The following is a 16,433-nucleotide window of genomic DNA, read 5'->3' on the forward strand; positions in this document are numbered from 1 at the left end:
CGTCTTCCGCCCGCAGCGCGCGAGTATAATGGTGTGCGGTGCGGCCCTGGGCGTGCAAGTTCAATGGAGGTGGTTGAGATGAACATCAGCCGTGTCCCGATCGCGCTGGCGCTCGCGCTGGTGCTTCTCTGCGTGGGCGTCGCGACCTCAGCCCCGGCCAGGCAGGAGATCGTCATCGGCAACGAGGCCGACGTCACGATCTTCGATCCGATCCGCATCCAGGAAGCCCCCACGAGCTTCGTGGCCGACATGGTCTACGATCCGCTCGTGCGGAGAACGCTCGACGGCAAGATCGGCCCGGCCCTCGCCGAGAGCTGGAAGACGTCTCCTGACCGCCGGACCTGGACCTTCAACCTGCGCAAGGGCGTCAAGTTCCACGACGGCTCGGAGTTCGACGCCTCGGTCGTGGAGTGGCACTTCAAGCGGGCGCTCGACCCCAAGGAGGGCAGCGTCTTCCGGCGGCAGTTCATGGTGATCGAGAGCATCAAGGTGCTCGACCGGCACACGATCGCCTTCACCCTGACCGAGCCCAACGTCGCGTTCCTGGAGTTCGTCCTGCTCACGAACGGCGGGTACATCCCGAGCAGGAAGGCGTACGAGACTCTGGGCGAGGAGTTCCCGTTCAGGCCCATCGGCACAGGGCCGTTCCGGTGGGCGCAGTGGGTCCAGGGCCAGCGTGTGGTCCTGGAGCGAAACCCAGATTACTGGGGGACTCCGCCAAAGCCGGACCGTCTTATCATCCGCCCTATCACCGACGTCAACACGGGAATCATCGAGCTGGAGACCGGCGGCGTGCACTACATCATGCGCGGCAGCCGGGAGGATCTTGACCGTCTGTCCAAGGACAAGCGATTTGTCGTACACCGCGTGCCGACCTACCGCGTCCGGTTCATCTCGATGAACTCGGTGCGGCCGCCGTTCGACGACATACGCGTGCGCAAGGCGGTCAACCACGCGCTCAACGTGCCTGAGATAACGAACGCCCTGACCGGCGGCATGGCGATCCCGGTGGACACCATCCTCCCGGTGGAGAGCCCGTTCCACCCCGCACGCGGGACCTACACGACGTACGACACCACCCCACAGAAGGCGCGTGCGCTGCTGGCGGAGTCCGGATGGCGCCCGGGCCCTGGCGGCGTCCTACAGAAGGGCGACCAGACGCTGCGGTTCCTGCTGCACTCGCCGAACGGCAGGTACTACATGGACAAGGAGATATCCGAGGTCATCTGCAACCGTCTGCGCGCCGTGGGCATCGAGTGCCGCGTCAAGGTGATGGACTGGGCGGCGTTCCTGGCCGAGGTGCGCGCCGGTAAGTACGAGGCCGCCTTCCTGGGATGGAACCAGTCGAGCGGCGAGCCCTCGCTGTTCTTCGATCCGCTGGTCGCGACCGGCGGGCGGGGCAACTACGGCGGCTTCAGCGATCCGGCGCTGGATGCCGTGCTCAGGGAAGGGCTGATAGCGTTCTCGGAGGGCCGGCGCAAGCTGCTTTACGCCAGGGCCACCGACATCGTGAACAAGAACGCCTGGTACGTGCCGCTGAACAACGAGTTCAAGGTCGCGGTCACGACCTCGCGCATGGGGGGGTACGTCCACAGCGCGGCGCGCAACGACTTCACGACGATGTTCCTCAAGTGATGGCGTAGCCTAGGCGCTGCTCCAGTTCGCTTGAGATGTGGCGGTACATCGTCCGCAAGTTCCTGGCCGCGATCCCGGTCCTGCTGGGCGCGGCGCTGCTGGCGTTTCTCATTCTCCACCTGAGCCCGGGAGATCCGGCCCGGCTGGTCGCAGGCGAGAGCGCGTTCGAGGAAGACGTCCTGTTGATCCGCAAGAAGCTGGGCTTGGACCAGCCGTTCCTGGTCCAGTATCTCAGGTTCGTCGGCAGCAGCCTGCGGGGAGAGTTCGGGCGCTCGCTCCGGACCGGAAGACCGGTGCGGGACGAGGTCGCGGCCAGGTTTCCCCATACGTTCGAGCTGGCGGTCGCCAGTCTCATCCTATCCATCGGCATAGGGGTAGTCGCCGGGGTCGCGGCCGCGATCCGGCCGAACACCGCGTACGATTACGGCGCCACGCTCGTGGCGCTTGCCGGAATATCAACGCCGGTCTTCTGGCTGGGACTGCTCCTGATGCTCCTGTTCTCCTACTACCTGGGCTGGCTGCCGGCCTCGGGCCGCGGGGGCCCGCTGTGGACGCTGGCAGGACTGCAGTCCATCATCATGCCCGCCATTGCGCTGGGCACGCCGTCGGCTGCCATCATCGCCCGCCTGACCCGGAGCAGTCTGCTCGAAGTGCTGAGGCAGGATTACGTGCGAACCGCCAGGTCGAAGGGGCTGATAGAGCGCGCCGTGATTGGCCACCATGCGCTGCGAAACGCGCTGATCCCGGTCGTGACCGTGGTCGGGCTCCGGCTGGGGGCCTTGCTCGGCGGGGCGGTCATCACGGAGCAGGTCTTCTCCTGGCCTGGGATCGGGACGCTCATCGTGACCGCCATCAACACGCGAGACTACCCAATGGTCCAGGGAACGATGCTGATCGCGGCGCTGGTCTTCGTCGTGGTCAACCTGTGCGTGGACCTGGCGTACGCGTTGGTAGACCCGCGCATCCGCTATGAATAGCGCGGGGTTTCTGCGCCGGCTGTTCCGGCGGCGCCTGGTGATCCTCGGCGCGGTGCTGGTGTTGGGATTCCTGCTGGTGAGCATCGCGGCGCCCCAACTGGCTCCGGGGGGTTACGACGAGCAGGATCTGCATCGCCGCCTGCAGCCGCCGTCGTCGGATCACCCGATGGGGACCGACATGCTGGGCCGGGACCTGCTGGCGCGCATCGTGTGGGGTGCCCGGATCTCGCTCATGGTGGGCTTCCTGGCCATGGGCCTGGGGTTCACGTTCGGCTCGCTGCTGGGCCTCTTCTCGGGCATGTACGGCGGCGTGGTAGACCGCGCGGTGATGGGCGCGATGGACATCCTGCTGGCGTTCCCGGGCATCCTCCTGGCCCTGGCAGTGGTCGCAGCACTTGGGCCAGGGCTCTACCAGGTCATGATCGCGGTGGGCGTGAACCAGATCCCATCGTTCGCGCGTCTGGTGCGGGGATCGGTGTTGTCCGTGCGCAAGCACGAGTACGTCGAAGCGGCGAGGGCGGTCGGCGCGTCTGACCCGCGCATCATGCTGCGGCACGTTGCGCCGCAGGTCATCGCGCCGGTGATCGTGCTGGCCTCTCTCGACGTCGGCACCGCGATCCTGGCCTCGGCCGGGCTTTCTTTCCTGGGTCTGGGCGCCCAACCGCCGCTGCCGGACTGGGGCGGCATGATAAACCAGGGGCGGGCGTTCCTGCGCAGCGCCTGGTGGGTGGGCGTCTTCCCGGGGCTGGCGATCATGCTGACCGTGCTGGGATTCAACCTGGTGGGAGACGGGTTGCGCGACGCCCTCGATCCGCGGTTGCGGCAGGCGTAGGAAGAAGCCGGCCCCGATCTCTCGAGCCCTCACATGCCATTTGTCAAAGACCTCTTGCATTTCGGAGAAACGTCTTGCAGAATCAACGTGCGGGGGGTGATCTCGGATGAAGACCACGGTGACCGCAAGAGGCCAGACCGTTATTCCCGCGAAGGTCCGGCGGGCCCACCGGATCACGCGGCAAACGAGACTGGAATGGGTGGACGACGGAGAAACAATCCGGGTCGTTCCCCTTCCCGAGAATCCCATCGCCGCCGCCCGCGGCGTCACCAAGGGCCTCCGGCGGGCGCTGTTGGCCGAACGTAACCGAGAGCGCCGGCGTGGCTGATTGTTACGTCCTCGATACATCGGCACTCCTGGCCTTCCTCGGCGATGAGCCAGGCGCCGACAAGGTGGAGCGTTTGCTCGAAGGCGCCCGCGACAGCCGGTGTCATTTGCTCTCGTGCTCGATCACGCTGATGGAGATCTTCTACACTGCCATGCGCGAGAAGGGCGAGGATGAGGCCATCAAGATACTGGCGCTGGTGAAGGCCTGGCCGATCGAATGGGTTGACCCTGACGAGAAAGTGCTACTACAGGCCGGAAGGCTGAAAGCAGCGTATCGTCTCTCGGTCGCCGATGCCCTGATTGCCGCCGTTGCAAGGACGAGGGGCGCAATCCTCGTGCACAAGGATCCGGAACTGGAGACCTTGAGGGGGAATGTGAGACTCTTGGGCTTGCCCTTCAGGACAACACGCTAGGCGATAGCCCGCAGCAGCGGTCCACCCCGCCGCGCTCAGGCGATGGCCCGCAGTAGCGCATCGGCGTCCTCGGGCGCGTTGTAGACGTGCGGTGACACCCGTATCCCGTGCGGTCGCAGCGAGACGACTACGTTCCGCTCCAGGAGGCGCCGGTGCAGCGCCTCGTCCCGTGCGCTATCGCCGGTGGTGAAGCTCAGAATCGTCGAGCGCGTCCCCGGGGCCAGCGACGACGTGATCGTCATCCCAAGCCGCGCCAGTCCGGGGATGAGACGGTCGAGTAGCTCCGTGATGTGCGCGTGCGTGCGCTCGATGCCCGACTCCAACAGCAGCCCGAGCGAACTCTCCAGGACCAGCAGGGCCGCGGTGGCCTCGCTGCCGACCTGGTAGCGCATCGCGTCCTCCTTCCATACAAGATCGGGCCGGGCGACCATGGAGGTCTTCACGCCCGCCTGGCCGGCGCGGTCCGGGGGAAGCGAGGGCATGGCGTCCCTGCGAACGTACATGAGGGCGGTCCCTGGGATGCCGAGCAGCCACTTGTAGCATCCGGCCACCAGCACATCCGCGCCCATCTCCTTTACGTCCACCGGCGTGACGCTCAAACTCTGGATCGCGTCAACGACGAGCAGGATTCCGCGCGGGCGGCACAACCGGCCGAGCCGGCCTACGTCGCACCGATAGCCCGAGGTCCACTCCACGTGGCTGATGGACACGACGCGCGTCCGGCCGTCAATGCGCTCGATCAGCGCGTCCATGTCCACCTGTCCGTTGGGCGCCGGCGTCATGCGCGCCTCGACTCCCCGGCGCGCGAGATTGAGCCATGGGTAGACCACGCCCGGGTACTCGCACTCCGGCAGGACCACGTTGTCGCCGCTCCGCCAGTCCACCGCGTTGGCCACAATGCCCACGCCGTCGGATGTGGACGGGACGAACGTGATCTCGGACGGATCGCAGTTGATCGTCTCCGCCAGTGAGCGACGCAGAGGTCCGAGATCATGTTCCTGGGCACCCGGCCGGTAGCGCAGGAGGCGGCGTGATTCAGGAAGGCGCACGCCGCGGTCAGCGGGAACTCGACTCGGCGCAGGTATTCTAGATCATGGCTCACGGTGTCCGGCTCCTTTGATGTGGGAAACGCCGTTCGGATTCTACTTCGTTTCCATCCCTGCTTCCTGCCCACCTGCCAGTTCGCGGTCCATTTCCTCAGCCGTCCCACAAGCAATTGACACAGCGTCTCGATATTGTATACTAAATTGTGCACAAATCTACGTCCACGACTGCCAGCCCGGGAGCAAAGATGCCCCAGCGACGCAAAGCGGCTACCAGCGGCCCCCCCACCACGTCGAGGCGCCGCTCCACTACGCCGAGCAATCCCTCCGCCACGTTGAAGGAACACGCCTACTCCCGCCTGCGCGCCGAGATCCTCAACGGCCTGATCACACCCGGCGCCGGCCTTCAGGAAGCCGATCTCAGCCGGCGACTTGGGATCAGCCGCACGCCGTTGCGCGAGGCCATCTGCAGACTTGCCGAAGAAGGCTTGGTCGAGGTCCTGCCCTACCGGGGCGCCCGCGTCGTCCGCCTGGACAACGACCACCTCGACGATCTGTTCCAGGTCCGCGAGATCGTGGAAGGATTGGCCGCGCGCCTGGCAGCAACACGGATGTCGAAGCAGGACGTGGCGAAGAGCAGGCGCAGCCTGAAGGTCCGGCTGCGTGAGACCGACCGGAGGACCTCCGTCTACCGGGCGCCGACCCTGGACTTCCACCAGGAGCTGCTGCGCGCATCCGGAAACCGGCTGCTCATCGACATCGCCGGCCGTCTTTACGCGCGCCTGTCCCTGGCGCGCGCGGTCTCCGGCGCCTTTCGCGAGCGCGCCGCCGACGCAGCGCGCGAGCACCTGGCAGTCCTCGACTCAATCGCGCAGCGCAAAGCCGACACCGCAGAGAGGCTGACGCGCCGGCACGTCCGGCGATCCCACGAGAACCTCCTTCGCTACCTGGAGGAGCTCAGCCGCGAGCAGGAGCGAACGTGGACGGAGTAACAGAGTATCTGAGCCCCCACGTCCGGCGGCCGGAGGCCCGCGCGGGGTTCAATCTGCCGGCAGACATCATAGTGTGCGACTGCACCGCCCGTGAGGGTGAGCAGGCTGCCGCGGTAGACTTCGGCGCCGACCTGAAGGTGGAGCTGATCCGGCTGCTGGACGAGATCGGCGTCCCCCAGGCGCAGGCGGGATACCCGGCCAAGTCGCCGCTGGACGGGGAGACCGTCCGCAGAGTGCGGCGGCTTGGGTTGCGGATCAGGGTCGAGGTCATCGCGCAGGTCTTCGACCCCAACTGGCGCGATGAGGTTGACGCGGCCGTCGCGTGCGGGCCCGACATCGTGGACATCCAGCTCCCCTGCTCCGACCGGCGGTTGCTGCTCCTGCACAAGATGACCCGCGGGGAGATGCTGGACCGCGCAGTCGAGGCGATCCGCCGCGCACGCGGCCGTGCGCCCGTCGTCCGCTTCGCACCCACCGACACCACCCGTGCGGATCTCGACTACGTCCGCGCCCTGTACCGTGCGGCGCTGGATGCCGGCGCCGACCGCCTGTCCCTGGCCGACACGGCCGGGGCGATGTTCCCACCGGCCATGCGCTGGCTCGTGGGCGAGCTCACGCGCGAGTTCACGGTCCCCCTTCAGGTGCACTGCCACAACGACTTCGGGCTGGCCCTGGCCAACACGCTGGCCGCGGCCGAGGGCGGGGCCTCCATCCTCGACGCGACGGTGAACGGCCTGGGCGAACGGTCCGGCAACGCGTGCCTGGACGAGCTCGTCGTGGCCCTGGAGGCGTTCTACGGCGCGCGCACCGGCGTCCGGACCGAAGGTCTGTACCGGCTGGCACATCTGGTCTCGAAGTGGACGGGCATCCCTGTCCCGACCCACAAGCCCCTTGTAGGGGACAGCGCGTTCGCGCACAAACTGGAAGGCCACGTGCGCGGGGTGCTGACCTCGCCGCCGCTGTACGAACCCCTCCCGCCGGAGACGGTCGGCAACAGGCGGCGCATACCCATAGGCAAGTACAGCGGTGTGCACGCCGTCCGCTACCGGCTCGGGCAGGCCGGGATAGACGTAACCGAGGAGCAGGCCCGAAAGGTCCTGGACGCCCTGGGGAAGGTCTGGGAGGAGACGCGGGCCAGCAGCCTCTCAGACGACGCCTTCCTGTCTCTGGCCGAGGAGACGCTGTGCCGATGCCCGGACTGACGATCGCCGAGAAGATCCTGTCAGAGCGAAGCGGGCGCGAGGCCCGCGCAGGGGCGTTTGTGGTAGCGGAAGTTGACGTGTTGATGGCGCACGACGGCAATCGGCCGCTGGTCATAGACACGCTCGGGGAACTCGGGTTCGACCGGCCGGCCCGTCCCGAGAGGCTGGTCCTGGTGCTGGATCACGCGGTGCCGCCGCCGACCTCCGTGGTGGCGAACATCCACGCCCGAATGCGGGCCTTTGCCCGGGAGCACGGCGCCCATCTTGTAGAAGCGGGCGACGGCGTCTGCCACATCGTCCTGCCCGAGCGCGGCTACGTGAGGCCCGGGGATCTCGTCGTGGCCTCGGACTCCCACACCACGACGATCGGTGCGGTGAACTGCTTCGCGACCGGCATGGGCTCGTCCGACATGGCACTGGCGGCGGCGAAGGGCGCGGTGTGGTTTCGGGTCCCGACGACCCTGCGCATCGTGCTGACCGGCCGTCTGGGCACCGGCGTCGCCGCCAAGGACGCCGCGCAGTACCTCGTCCGCCGCCTCGGGCTGCACCGCTGCAACTACCGGACGCTGGAGTTCGAGGGCCCCGGCATCGAGGCGATGGGCATGGACGGCCGCTTCGCGATGGCCAACGTCGCCGTCGAGCTTGGCGCCAAGTGCGGCATCTTACCGGGCGACGCCGTGCTCAGGGTCTGGCTGGAGCGGCGGCTGATCGGCCCACTCAAGTTTGTCGCGTCCGACCCGGGCGCGGTCTATGAAGAGAGCTTCGAGTTCGACCTTGGCGCACTGGCCCCACAGGTGGCCCGGCCGCACTCTCCCGCCGATGTTGTGGACGTCGCCGAGGTCGAAGGAATCTCGGTGCAAACGGCCTTCATCGGCACCTGCAGCGCCGGCCGATTGGAGGACCTGCGGGCGGCGGCGCAGGTGCTCGCGGGTCGCAGCGTCGCGCGCGGCGTGCGGCTGGTCGTCGCCCCGGGCTCCGCCGAGATCCACCTGGCCGCGGTCCGCGAAGGGATCGTGGAGACACTGCTGGCAGCCGGGGCAGCGCTGGTGCCGCCCGGGTGCGGGCCGTGCGCGGGCGTCTCCCAGGGGGTTCCGGGCGACGAAGAGACGGTGGTGGCCACCTCGCCCCGTAACTTCCGCGGCCGGATGGGCAATCCCAAGGCGCGCATCTTCCTGGCCTCGCCGGCCACCGTCGCGGCGTCCGCGGTCGCCGGCGCCATTACCGACCCGAGACGCTACCTTAGCTGAGGGAGAAGCCGTGATCATCAGCGGGCGCGTGCACCGAGTCGGCGACGACGTCAACACCGACTACATCATCCCGGCGCGGTATAAGAGCCGCACGGAGGACATCGCGTCCCTTGTGCCGGTGCTCTTCGAGGACCTGGATCCCACGCTGGCTTCCCGGATCCGGCCGGGCGACCTCGTGGTGGCCGGTCACAACTTCGGCATGGGCTCGTCACGGGAGACCGCCCCGCGCCTGCTGCGCGCCGCCGGCGTCGGCGCCGTGTTGGCCCGTTCATTCGCACGGATCTTCTTCCGTAATGCGGTGAATGTCGGCCTGGCGGTGATCGAGTGCGATACCGAAGCGATCGCCGACGGTGACGAGGTGGAGGTGGACCTGGAGTCGGGCTCTGTCAGAGTCCCTGCCCGTGAGGTCGCCGTGACGGCACAGCCGCTACCCCGGCTGATGCTCGACATCCTGCGGGCCGGGGGGATCAAGGGCTACCTGGAGGCCCAGGGCAGAGGCACGGGAGAGAATCGAGTATGAGCAGCCCGGCGGGCGTGGTCCTCGTGCTCCTCATCGGAGCGGCCGGCGGCTATGCCGGCCTGCGGCTCCGCCTGCCTGCGGGCGCCCTGCTGGGAGCGCTGCTGGCCGTCCTGTTGGCCCACGCGCTGATCCCGACACTGCCGGCCATAGACCCGACCATCCGGCGTTGGCTCCAGATCCTGGTGGGCACGGCCCTTGGCTCGCGCGTGTCGGCGGATACGGTGCGGCGGTTGCGCAGGGCGGTCCCCGTGGCCGCGCTGGTGGTCGCCGCCACGATAGCAGGGACGCTGGTGGGCGGTGCCGTTGTAGCCAGTGTCCTCAACATTGACCGCGGGACCGCGCTGCTCGCCAGCACTCCCGGCGGTTTGCCCGAGATGGTGGTGATGGCCGACGCGCTGGGCCGCGACGTTCCCACGGTGGTGGTTATCCAGCTCGTCCGGATCATCCTGACGCTGATCGTCGTGCTGCCGTTGGCTCGCCTCTTCATGGTCCGGCACGGGGCGGAGCCGTCGTGAGTCTGCTGCTGACGCTGGCCGCAGGCGTTGCAGGAGGCTGGCTGGGCATGTGGCTGGGCCTCCCCGCCGGCGCGCTGGTCGGATCAATGGTCGCCGCCGGTTCCCTGCGCCTGCTGGGCGGGCCGGTCCAGGAGATCCCCGCGGGAGTGCGCCGCGGGGCTCAGATGGTGATAGGCGCGGCTCTGGGCGTCTCTTTCGGCTGGAGTCAGCTAATGATCGGCCGGATGCTCTTTCCGGCCCTCCTCCTGGCGGCGGTGCTGTTCAGCTTCTCTTTCGTCCTGGCGGGGGTGATGGTGCGGCAGACCGGGTGGTCCTGGTCCGCGGCGCTGCTCTCTACGGCGCCCGCGGGCATGACCGAACTCTCGCTGTCGGCCGACGCGATGGGGCTGGACGCGTCCGTGGTGGCGACCATCCACCTGGTGCGCCTGACAACAGTGATGACGGTGGTCCCCTGGCTCGTACGCTGGCTGGGATGAAGGAGGCGGGTGAAGTGGACAAGCGGGAATGGCTGCGCCGGCGCCTGGCAGAGGGCCCCATCCTCATGGCGCCCGGCGCGTTCGACGCCCTCAGCGCCAAGGTCGTGGAGTGCTGCGGGTTTGAGGCCGTCTACGTGAGCGGTGGGGCAATCTCGCGGAGCCTCGGGTTCCCGGACCTGGGCCTGGTGACCGCCTCGGAGATGCTGGAGCGCATCGCCCGCATATGTGAGGCCACCGACCTGCCGGTGATCGCGGACGCCGACACCGGCTACGGCAACCCACTCAACGTCCACCGAACCGTGCGCGAGTGGGAGCGCGCCGGCGCAGCCGCGCTGCAACTCGAGGATCAAGTGACGCCGAAACGGTGCGGCCACTACGCGGGGAAGGCCCTGATCTCCACCGGCGACATGGTGCAGAAGATCCGGGCCGCCGTGGAGGCGCGCCGCGAGGGGACGCTAATCATCGCCCGCACCGACGCGCGGGCCCCAGAGGGTCTGGACGGTGCGCTGGCGCGCGCGCGGGCCTACGGCGAAGCGGGCGCCGACGTGCTCTTTGTTGAGGCTCCCGAATCCCTGGCGGAGATCGAGACGATCGCCCGGGCCCTGCCCGGGCCGCTGATGATCAACATCTTCAAGGGCGGCAAGACGCCCGTTGTGCCGACTGGCGAGCTGGACCGGATGGGCTACCGGCTGGCGATCTTTCCGAGCGAGCTCCAGCGGGCCGCAATCTACGCCATGCTCGAGTGCGGGCGGCACCTGCGGGAGACGGGAACCGTTGAGGACTTCGCGCCGGTGGTTTCATTCCGGGATCGTGAGGCGATAATCGATGCCGGCCGTTGGGCCTCGATGGGCGACCGGTACGCGACGCCGCCTGTGGGAGGCTGAGGGAGATGGCACATGCCGGGGGGAAGGGCACGGTCGCGATCACGCGCCGCCTGGCCGAATGGGTAGCGGCGCTCCGCCTGGAAGAGGTCCCCGACGACGTGGTCCGTCACGTCAAGCTGGGTTTGCTGGACACGCTGGGTTGCGGGCTGTTCGGCAGCACCCTTCCCTGGGGACAGACGGTAATCAGGTTTGCCGGCACGCTGGGCCGCGGCGAGGAGGCCACGGTCTGGGGCGACGGGTCCCTTCTGCCGGCTGCCAACGTTGCGCTGGCCAACGGTACGCTCGTCCACGCGTTCGAGATGGACGACCTCCACGCCAGCGGGGTGCTCCATCCGGGCTCGGTGACGGTCACGGCGGCGATGGCCGTGGCGGAGCGCCGGGAGCGTGGCGGCGGCCCGCCTGCAGACGGCCGCAGCCTTTTGGGGGCGCTGGTGGCGGGCTACGAGGTCGGCGCACGCATCGGCGTGGCCTGCGGCTACGCCAAGCTGCGCAAGGGGTTCCACCCCGCGGCCACCACCGGGGTGTTCTGCGCAGCGGCGGCGGCCAGCCGCATCCTGGGATTGGACGCGGACGCCACGCAGGACGCCCTTGGCACGGCGGGCACCCAGGCCTCCGGCCTGATGGCGGCGCAGTACGGGTCTATGGTCAAGCGCATGCACATGGGCCTCAGCGCCCAAAGCGGCATCTACGGTGCCGACCTGGCGGCGATGGGGTTCCGGGGGGTGCGCGAGGTGATCGAGGCGCCCTACGGCGGCTTCCTGAGCACGCTGGTGGGCGACGCCGCCGACCCGGCGTTCATCCTGGAAGGCCTGGGAGAGCGCTATGAGTTGATGGGAACCGGCTTCAAGGTCTACCCGTCGTGCGGCAGCTCGCACACCACGATTGATGCGCTGCTGGCCATCCGGGAACGCTGCCCGGATCTGAGCCCGGAAGCGGTCGAGTCGGTCGTGGTGCGGACCACCACGAGCACCCGGGACCACGTCGGGTGGCCCTACGTACCCGACACCGTTACATCTGCGCAGATGAATCTCCCCTACACCGTCGCCGCCCTCCTGGCAGACGGCGCGCTCACGGTCGAGTCCTTCGCCGAGCACCGGCTCCGCGAGCCCAGGCTGGTCGCCCTGGCGGAGAAGGTGCACGTGGAGGCCGACCCCGACCTGGACCGGATGGGACGTGACCACCGGCACACCGTGCGCGTCACGATTCGCCTGACCGACGGCCGACAGTTCGAGGATTCCCGCACCCACGCCCGCGGAACCGCCCGGGTGCCGATCTCGGCCTCCGATCTGGAGGCCAAGTTCACCGATCTCGCCGGGCGCGTGGTCGGCGACGATCAGGCGGCAGCGATCCGAGAGATGGTGGAAGACCTGGAACATCTGCCCACCGTATCTCCACTGGGAGATCAGATGGTGAGACCGCCGGAGTAGACGGCGAAAAGGGAGGCAGGGCGATGAAGCAGAGAGGGATGGGAGTGACGGTTCTGGTCGTCGTCGCGCTGGCGCTGAGCGGAGCGGCCATTGCAGGGCCCGCGTGGCAGCCCACTGCGTCGGTGGAGCTGGTCCCTGCGGGCGATCCCGGGGGTGGTTTGGACCTTCACGCGCGCATCATCGCGGAGGTCTTCCGCAAAGAGAAGATCCCGCCCACCCGGTTCATCATCAACAACATGGGCGGCGCCGGCGGCAACACGGCCCGCTCCTACCTGGCGCAGAAGCGCGGCGACCCGCACGTGCTCGTGCTGGAGAGCAACCGGGCATACCTGGCCGAGCTGCTGGGAACCACGAAGCTCAGGGTGAACAAGGACTTCCTGGCGGTGGCGCGCCTGACCGCGGACTACATCGTCTGGGCCGTACGCAAGGACTCGAAGTTCAAGACCGCTAAAGAGGTGCTGGACGCTGTCAAGCAGGATCCCGCATCGGTCAGCTTCGGCGTCGGCACTGTGCCCAGCAACGACCAGTTCCACATCATCCGGGCGGCCCGCTCCGTCGGCGCCAAACCCGAGCAACTGCGCATCACGGCCTTCCGGGCCGGCGGGGACCTGATGGTTCAGTTGCTGGGTGGCCACGTCCAGGTCATCTCCACCGGGCTGTCGGAGGCCGTCACGCAGTTCGAGGCGGGAGAGGTACGCATCCTGGCGGTGACGGCGCCCAAGCGCCTCGGCGGCGCCCTGGCCTCCGTCCCGACCTGGCGCGACCAGGGGCTCGACCTGGTCATCGAGCACTGGCGCGGAGCCTTCGCGCCGCCGGAGGTCCCGCGTGAGGCGATCGCCTTCTGGGTGGATGCCTTTGCCACCATGCGGCAGGTGGAGTACTGGGAGGGGCTGCTGCGCCGCTACAGCCTCTTCGACGCGTTCCTTCCCGCAGACCGGTTCGCCCGGGCCCTGGAGAGCGAGCGTGAGCAGACGCAGGAGCTGCTGCGCGTGACGGGGTTCATCAAGTAGCGTCGGCGGGCGGGCCGGCAGGCCGGGATGCTGGGGGGTTGAGCCGATGGAGATGCGGGCGGATCGTGTCTTTGTGGCGCTGCTGCTGGTCATTTCCATAGCCTATGCTTTCGAAGCCACGCGGATCTTCAACCCCCCGGCGATCGCCGATCCGCTGGGACCGCGGGCCTTCCCCCAGTTCCTGGGGATCGTGGGTGTCGTCCTGTGCATCGCCATCCTCCTAGGGCGGCCGGCCGAGGACGGGTTGCCGATCACCCCGACGGTGTTGCGCGAGATGGCCAGCATCCTGGCCGCGCTGGCCGCCTACACGCTGCTACTGCCACGCCTGGGGTTCGTACTGGCCACCACCGGGCTACTGACGGCGGGGTTTGCCTATGCAGGGGCCCGGCGCCCTGTGATACCCGCCGTCATCTACGCCGTGCTGGTCCACCTGCTGTTCACGCGGCTGCTGGGGATGCGGCTGCCCACGGGCATCCTGCCGTGGCTGTAACGGGGAGGCAACCGTCGTGTCGGTGATCCCTCAACTGATGGCGGGCTTCTCGACGGCCCTCAACCTGGAGAACCTGCTGTCGGCCGTGCTGGGGTGCTTCCTCGGCACGATCGTCGGGATCCTGCCGGGACTGGGACCGTCCACCACCGTGGCGCTGCTGATCCCCGTGGCCTTCGCCGTGCGCCCGGATACCATGCTCATCATGATGTGCGGGGTCTACCTGGGTGCCATGTACGGGGGCTCGCTCACCTCGATCCTGCTCAAGGTGCCGGGCGAGGCATCCTCGGCCCTCACGGCGATCGACGGTTTCGAGATGGCCAGGCAGGGCCGCGCCGGCCAGGCGCTGGCCATCTCAGCCATTGGATCGTTCATCGGAGGCACCCTCTCCGTCGTCGCTCTGACGGTCGTGGCCCGCCCCATCGCCCAGGCCGCCCTGAGGTTCGGGCCGTCGGAGTACTTCGCCCTGATGGTCTTCGCGCTGGTGATGTCGGCTACTCTCATCGGGAAGTCGCTGCTGCGAGGGTTCCTGGCGGTGGTGCTGGGGATCATGCTGGCCGTGATCGGATCGGACCTCCAAACCGGCGTCCCGCGCTTTACCCTGGGCATCTCCGAGCTGCTCGACGGCATTGACGTGGTGATCGTCATAATCGGGGTCTTCGGGGTCGCGGAGGTGCTGTACTACCTTCTCCACGAGCGCCGCGTGCTCGGCGAGCGGCTGGCGCTGCGGGGCCGGCTGTGGCTGTCGCGCGACGACTGGCGGCGGTCGGCGCCGGCGGTCGGCCGCGGCAGCGTCGTGGGGTTCCTGGCGGGCGTGATGCCGGGCTCGGGCAGCACGCTGGGGTCGCTGCTGGCCTACGCGATGGAGGGCCGGTTCGGGAGGGCGCGGCGAACCCTGGGGACGGGCGCGATTGAAGGCGTGGCGTCGGTGGAGACGGCCAACAACGCCGCGACCGGGGGCGCGTTGATCCCTATGTTCACGCTGGGCATCCCCGGTTCCGGGACCACCGCCGTGCTCCTTGCCGTCCTGCTGATGTACGGCGTGCAGCCGGGGCCACGCTTAATGATCCAGCAGGCAGATCTCTTCTGGACTGTCGTGGCATCGCTGTATATCAGCAACATCATCCTGCTGATCATGAACCTGCCCATGATCCCGCTGTTCGTGAAGATCCTGGACATCCCGGCCAGGTTCCTGATGCCGGCGATCGGGGTCTTCGCCGCCGTCGGCGCCTACTCCATAAACAGATCCGTGGCAGACGTCTGGCTAGTGTTCTTCTTCGGCCTGCTGGGGTATACCATGCGGTGGGCAGGCATGCCGCCCGTGGCCCTGGTGCTGGGCATGGTGCTCGGCGACCGGCTCGAGCAGTCGCTGCGTCAGGCCTTTATCCTCAGTAACCGGTCGTTCGAATTCCTGCTGCGGCCGATCACCCTGGTCCTTCTATCCGTAACGGTGCTGGTGGTCGTGCTCGACATCGTGGCCAAGACCCGAGATCGGCGCCGCGCGGCAGCTGCCCCCGGCTCCCCAGGCTAGCCGGCCTCCACCGCCTTGATCGCCCTCTACCCCACGGCTGCCGCGGGTACGCTGGCGACGCCCGCGCGTGGATCAGACTGAGTCTCCGATCATTCTCAAGAACGCCGCGACGACTTGAGGATCAAAGTGCTTCCCCGCCTGCTCGCGGATGTAAGCGCGCGCCTTCTCGTCGTCCCAGGCCCTCCGGTAGGGCCGATCCGAGCGCAGCGCGTCCCACACGTCCACAACGGCGAAGATTCGCGCCGCCAGCGGGATCTGTTCACCCCGCAGCCCCTGCGGGTAGCCCGTGCCGTCCCACTTCTCGTGGTGGGCATACGGAATGTCAAGGGCCGGCCGCAGAAATGGGATGGGCAGTAGGCGACCTTCGGCATTGTCGCGTCTCCCTGGGGCTCTACCATAGAACACCCAGTGCACCTCAGTATACCTCAACCGCCGAGCAGGGCGGCAAGCGACGGGCCAGGAGCGGGATCGGCGGCGCCTCGCCGGGCAGGCCTCCAAGGAGCACAGGCCGCGGGCGCCGAAGGAAGTCTCACTTACTGGTGGAGTGCGAGGGAAGGGAGCGGTGAGTGGAATGCGTACAACCTTCGTGGGTGTTCTGCTGATCTGCGTCCTGAGCCTCAACCTTCTACCGGCGGCCGGCCAGGGAGCGATCCGCGTTATCGTCAACGGCGAGGAACTGGCCTTCGACGTACCGCCCGTCGAGGTGGGCGGACGGCTGCTGGTCCCGCTCCGGGGCGTCTTCGAGCGCCTGGGTGCCACGGTCTTGTGGGAGCCTTCCACGCAGCGCATCACCGCCGCAACGGCGTCCAGGACGATTGAGCTGGTAATGGGACGGCGTGAAGCCGCGGTGGACGGAAAGTTGGTCCTCCTCGACATTCCCCCTATGGTTGTCGGGGGCCGCACGATGGTGCCGCT

General features: G+C 68.1%; 19 protein-coding genes. 17 read left to right on the forward strand and 2 right to left on the reverse strand.

The features are described from left to right. Positions 1–63 precede the first annotated feature (63 nt). The 5 genes from FJX73_11270 (at position 64) to FJX73_11290 (ending at position 4,184) form a co-directional block, all read left to right on the forward strand. Positions 64–1,635 carry a hypothetical protein gene (locus FJX73_11270; protein ID MBM3471351.1) on the forward strand — a complete coding sequence of 524 codons (1,572 nt, stop codon included), beginning with the start codon at positions 64–66 and terminating at the stop codon, positions 1,633–1,635. A 35-nt stretch (positions 1,636–1,670) separates the two neighbouring features. Continuing rightward, positions 1,671–2,612 (forward strand): ABC transporter permease, encoded by a 942-nt coding sequence (locus FJX73_11275; GenBank protein ID MBM3471352.1) that lies wholly within the window; start codon positions 1,671–1,673, stop codon positions 2,610–2,612. After that, positions 2,605–3,444 carry an ABC transporter permease gene (locus FJX73_11280; GenBank protein MBM3471353.1) on the forward strand — a complete coding sequence of 280 codons (840 nt, stop codon included), beginning with the start codon at positions 2,605–2,607 and terminating at the stop codon, positions 3,442–3,444. The genes FJX73_11275 and FJX73_11280 overlap by 8 nt, the downstream gene beginning before the upstream one ends. A 106-nt stretch (positions 3,445–3,550) precedes the next feature. Then, complete coding sequence (locus tag FJX73_11285; protein MBM3471354.1) at positions 3,551–3,772, forward strand: AbrB/MazE/SpoVT family DNA-binding domain-containing protein; 222 nt, start codon at positions 3,551–3,553, stop codon at positions 3,770–3,772. Then, positions 3,765–4,184: a type II toxin-antitoxin system VapC family toxin gene (locus FJX73_11290; GenBank protein MBM3471355.1), complete on the forward strand. Its 420-nt coding sequence runs from the start codon at positions 3,765–3,767 to the stop codon at positions 4,182–4,184. The genes FJX73_11285 and FJX73_11290 overlap by 8 nt, the downstream gene beginning before the upstream one ends. Before the next feature lie 35 nt (positions 4,185–4,219). On the opposite strand, the gene FJX73_11295 is transcribed toward FJX73_11290, so the two are convergent. Then, positions 4,220–5,269 (reverse strand): aminotransferase class V-fold PLP-dependent enzyme, encoded by a 1,050-nt coding sequence (locus FJX73_11295; protein ID MBM3471356.1) that lies wholly within the window; start codon positions 5,267–5,269, stop codon positions 4,220–4,222. Between the two features lie 206 nt (positions 5,270–5,475). On the opposite strand from FJX73_11295, the gene FJX73_11300 reads away from it, so the two are divergent. Genes FJX73_11300 through FJX73_11350 form a run of 11 tightly spaced genes read left to right on the forward strand, consistent with a single transcriptional unit; the run spans position 5,476 to position 15,518 of the window. Next, positions 5,476–6,219 (forward strand): GntR family transcriptional regulator, encoded by a 744-nt coding sequence (locus tag FJX73_11300; protein MBM3471357.1) that lies wholly within the window; start codon positions 5,476–5,478, stop codon positions 6,217–6,219. Further along, complete coding sequence (locus tag FJX73_11305; protein ID MBM3471358.1) at positions 6,150–7,421, forward strand: homoaconitate hydratase; 1,272 nt, start codon at positions 6,150–6,152, stop codon at positions 7,419–7,421. Before FJX73_11300 ends, FJX73_11305 begins: the two co-directional genes overlap by 70 nt. Next, complete coding sequence (locus FJX73_11310) at positions 7,409–8,668, forward strand: 3-isopropylmalate dehydratase large subunit (protein MBM3471359.1); 1,260 nt, start codon at positions 7,409–7,411, stop codon at positions 8,666–8,668. Before FJX73_11305 ends, FJX73_11310 begins: the two co-directional genes overlap by 13 nt. A gap of 10 nt (positions 8,669–8,678) precedes the next feature. After that, positions 8,679–9,188, forward strand: coding sequence for a 3-isopropylmalate dehydratase (locus FJX73_11315; GenBank protein ID MBM3471360.1), 510 nt, complete (start codon positions 8,679–8,681; stop codon positions 9,186–9,188). Next, positions 9,185–9,703: a hypothetical protein gene (locus tag FJX73_11320; GenBank protein ID MBM3471361.1), complete on the forward strand. Its 519-nt coding sequence runs from the start codon at positions 9,185–9,187 to the stop codon at positions 9,701–9,703. The genes FJX73_11315 and FJX73_11320 overlap by 4 nt, the downstream gene beginning before the upstream one ends. Next, a complete protein-coding gene (locus tag FJX73_11325) occupies positions 9,700–10,179 on the forward strand; it encodes an AbrB family transcriptional regulator (protein ID MBM3471362.1) in 480 nt (159 codons plus the stop codon). The genes FJX73_11320 and FJX73_11325 overlap by 4 nt, the downstream gene beginning before the upstream one ends. A gap of 14 nt (positions 10,180–10,193) precedes the next feature. Beyond that, positions 10,194–11,063 carry an isocitrate lyase/PEP mutase family protein gene (locus tag FJX73_11330; protein MBM3471363.1) on the forward strand — a complete coding sequence of 290 codons (870 nt, stop codon included), beginning with the start codon at positions 10,194–10,196 and terminating at the stop codon, positions 11,061–11,063. Between the two features lie 5 nt (positions 11,064–11,068). Then, positions 11,069–12,490 (forward strand): MmgE/PrpD family protein, encoded by a 1,422-nt coding sequence (locus FJX73_11335; protein ID MBM3471364.1) that lies wholly within the window; start codon positions 11,069–11,071, stop codon positions 12,488–12,490. A gap of 23 nt (positions 12,491–12,513) precedes the next feature. After that, positions 12,514–13,500, forward strand: a complete 987-nt coding sequence (locus tag FJX73_11340) for a tripartite tricarboxylate transporter substrate binding protein (protein MBM3471365.1) — start codon at positions 12,514–12,516, stop codon at positions 13,498–13,500. 46 nt (positions 13,501–13,546) lie between these two features. Next, positions 13,547–13,990, forward strand: a complete 444-nt coding sequence (locus FJX73_11345) for a tripartite tricarboxylate transporter TctB family protein (protein MBM3471366.1) — start codon at positions 13,547–13,549, stop codon at positions 13,988–13,990. Positions 13,991–14,006: 16 nt separating this feature from the next. Then, a complete protein-coding gene (locus FJX73_11350; GenBank protein MBM3471367.1) occupies positions 14,007–15,518 on the forward strand; it encodes a tripartite tricarboxylate transporter permease in 1,512 nt (503 codons plus the stop codon). Positions 15,519–15,590: 72 nt separating this feature from the next. Here FJX73_11350 and FJX73_11355 read toward each other — a convergent pair whose 3' ends face one another. Further along, entirely contained in the window at positions 15,591–16,307 is a 717-nt protein-coding gene (locus tag FJX73_11355) for a hypothetical protein (GenBank protein ID MBM3471368.1), read from the reverse strand. Between FJX73_11355 and FJX73_11360 the strand changes: the two genes are divergently transcribed. Next, a partial coding sequence (locus tag FJX73_11360; GenBank protein ID MBM3471369.1) for a copper amine oxidase N-terminal domain-containing protein occupies positions 16,081–16,433 on the forward strand: 353 nt, incomplete at its 3' end. The two genes, FJX73_11355 and FJX73_11360, sit on opposite strands and share 227 nt — an antisense overlap.

This window comes from Armatimonadota bacterium, from assembly GCA_016869025.1.
Taxonomy (GTDB): Bacteria; Sysuimicrobiota; Sysuimicrobiia; order Sysuimicrobiales; family Humicultoraceae; genus VGFA01.

Coding starts and splice junctions, on each gene's coding strand:
- FJX73_11270 (MBM3471351.1), top strand. CDS start 64: ATGGAGGTGGTTGAGATGAACATCAGCCGTGTCCCGATCGCGCTGGCG.
- FJX73_11275 (MBM3471352.1), top strand. CDS start 1,671: ATGTGGCGGTACATCGTCCGCAAGTTCCTGGCCGCGATCCCGGTCCTG.
- FJX73_11280 (MBM3471353.1), top strand. CDS start 2,605: ATGAATAGCGCGGGGTTTCTGCGCCGGCTGTTCCGGCGGCGCCTGGTG.
- FJX73_11285 (MBM3471354.1), top strand. CDS start 3,551: ATGAAGACCACGGTGACCGCAAGAGGCCAGACCGTTATTCCCGCGAAG.
- FJX73_11300 (MBM3471357.1), top strand. CDS start 5,476: ATGCCCCAGCGACGCAAAGCGGCTACCAGCGGCCCCCCCACCACGTCG.
- FJX73_11310 (MBM3471359.1), top strand. CDS start 7,409: ATGCCCGGACTGACGATCGCCGAGAAGATCCTGTCAGAGCGAAGCGGG.
- FJX73_11320 (MBM3471361.1), top strand. CDS start 9,185: ATGAGCAGCCCGGCGGGCGTGGTCCTCGTGCTCCTCATCGGAGCGGCC.
- FJX73_11335 (MBM3471364.1), top strand. CDS start 11,069: ATGGCACATGCCGGGGGGAAGGGCACGGTCGCGATCACGCGCCGCCTG.
- FJX73_11340 (MBM3471365.1), top strand. CDS start 12,514: ATGAAGCAGAGAGGGATGGGAGTGACGGTTCTGGTCGTCGTCGCGCTG.
- FJX73_11345 (MBM3471366.1), top strand. CDS start 13,547: ATGGAGATGCGGGCGGATCGTGTCTTTGTGGCGCTGCTGCTGGTCATT.
- FJX73_11355 (MBM3471368.1), bottom strand. CDS start 16,307: ATGCGCTGCGTGGAAGGCTCCCACAAGACCGTGGCACCCAGGCGCTCG.